A 2,092-nucleotide genomic window follows, 5' to 3' on the forward strand; every position below is an offset into this window, starting at 1 on the left:
GCGCGCGTCCGCGACCGCCGCCGAGGTGAAAACCCAACTGCGCGTTGACATGCTGAGCGCCTGCGGCGACCGCGCGCGGCCGCACCACGGCCGCCACGGCGAGACCGTCACCCTCATCACCCGCGGCGTGGACGCCCTGGACGCCTACATCACGGGCTACCTGCCGCAGCTGTGCCTGGCCGCCGCCGTCCCCGTCGCGGTCCTGGCGACGCTGGTCTTCGGCGACTGGCCGTCCACCGTGATCATCGCGATCACGCTGCCGCTGATCCCGATCTTCGGTGCCCTGATCGGCTGGCACACCGAGGCCAAGACCAAGCGGCAGTGGCGGACGCTGGCGCGACTGGGCGGCCACTTCCTGGACGCCGTGGCGGGCCTGTCGACGCTGCGGATCTTCGGGCGGGTGGCGGCCCACGCCGCGGCGGTGCGCGACTCCGCCGAGCGCTACCGGCGCACCACAATGGAGACACTGCGGGTGGCGTTCCTGTCGGCGCTGGTGCTGGAGCTGGTGGCCACGGTGTCGGTGGCGCTGGTCGCGGTGCCGATCGGGCTGCGCCTGGTCGACGGCACCATGAGTCTGCGGATCGCCTTCCTGGTGTTGTTGCTGGCGCCCGAGGTGTACCTGCCGCTGCGTTCGGTCGGGACCCAGTTCCACGCCGCCCAGGAGGGCCTGGCCGCGATGAACGACGCCTTCGCCGTGATGGACGCGCGGCCGACATCCCCCACCCCCACGGCGGAGACGATGGAACCCCCGAACCCCGGTCCCCAGACTTATCCACAGGCGAAGCGTTGTCCACAGGACGGGGAAGAAGGTGTGGACAGCGCTGGCGTGGGGCGGGTTACGCTCAAAATAGGGGAGGAGGTTGGAGGCCCCCGTCCGATTCGGATCGCCGACGTGGTGGTGCGGTACCCCGATCGCGACAACCCCGCCCTCAACGGAGTGAGCCTCACCGTGGAGGCGGGCCAAACGATCGCGCTGATCGGGCCCAGCGGGGCGGGGAAGTCCACTTTGCTCAATGTGCTGCTGGGGTGCGCCCCCGTCGCGGAGGGGCGGGTGACCTACGGCGACATCGACCTGGCCGACGTCGACTCCGAAGGCTGGCTGCGCAACATCGCGTGGGTGCCGCAGCGCCCGCACCTGTTCGCCATGAGCGTCGCCGACAACATTCGCCTGGGCCAACCCGACGCGACCCCCGCGCAGGTGCGCCACGCCGCCGACGCCGCCCACGCCACCGAGTTCATCTCGACCCTCCCCCGCGACTTCGACACCGAGCTGGGCGACGCGGGTTTCGGTCTGTCGACGGGGCAGCGGCGGCGGGTCGCGCTGGCGCGCGCGTTCCTGCGCATCGACATGCTCGACTGCCCACTGGTGCTTTTGGACGAACCCACCGCCAGCATGGACATCCACAGCGAGCACGCGGTGACGCGGGCGACGCGGGACCTGTTGCGGGGGCGCGCGGCCGTGGTGGTGGCGCATCGCAGCGCGCTTGTGGACCTCGCCGACGCGGTGGTGTCGGTCGCTCACGGACGCGTCGCCGCGCAACGGCGGGAGGTGGCCAGCCGTGCCTGAGCTGCGCATCCTTCGCCTCATCGGACCGCAGCTGCCGCGCGTGGCGTTGGCGGCGCTGCTGTCGGCGCTGGCCGAACTGTCGGGCATCGCGCTGATCGCCACCGCCAGCTGGCTGCTGGCCACGGCCGCCCACCAGCCGCCGCTGCCCACCTTGAGCGTCGCGATCGTCGCGGTGCGCACCTTCGCGATCTCGCGGGGGACGCTGAGATACCTGGACCGCCTCGTGGGGCACGACGCGGTGCTGCGGGCGCTGGCCAGGCTGAGGGCGACGATCTTCCAACGGCTGGCACCGTTGGCGCCCCTGGGATCTCGGGTGTTCGGCGGCGGGGATCTGCTGTCGCGGATGGTTTCGGACGTGGACGCGGTGCAGGATCTGGTGCTGCGCGTCGTCACACCAATGTGGACGTCGGTGGTGGTGTGCCTGGCCGCCATCGGTTTCACGGCGATGTTCTCGCCGCCGGCGGCCGCGGCGCTGACGACCGGCCTGGTCCTGGCGGGCGTGGGGGTACCCGTGGCGTGCGGTCG

General features: G+C 71.8%; 1 protein-coding gene and 1 pseudogene. Both read left to right on the forward strand.

Features of this window, described 5'->3' with window-relative positions; all coding sequences use genetic code 11:
* Nucleotides 1-1,567, forward strand: a 1,567-nt coding sequence (gene cydD, locus VE172_RS22660; RefSeq protein WP_324804279.1) for a thiol reductant ABC exporter subunit CydD, incomplete at its 5' end; no start/stop codon positions are given.
* Nucleotides 1,560-2,092: pseudogene (locus tag VE172_RS22665) on the forward strand (thiol reductant ABC exporter subunit CydC); the annotation flags it as partial. The gene cydD and the pseudogene VE172_RS22665, both read left to right, overlap by 8 nt.

The sequence above is a fragment of the Stackebrandtia sp. genome, from assembly GCF_035643755.1.
In the GTDB taxonomy this organism is placed as follows: Bacteria; Actinomycetota; Actinomycetes; order Mycobacteriales; family Micromonosporaceae; genus Stackebrandtia.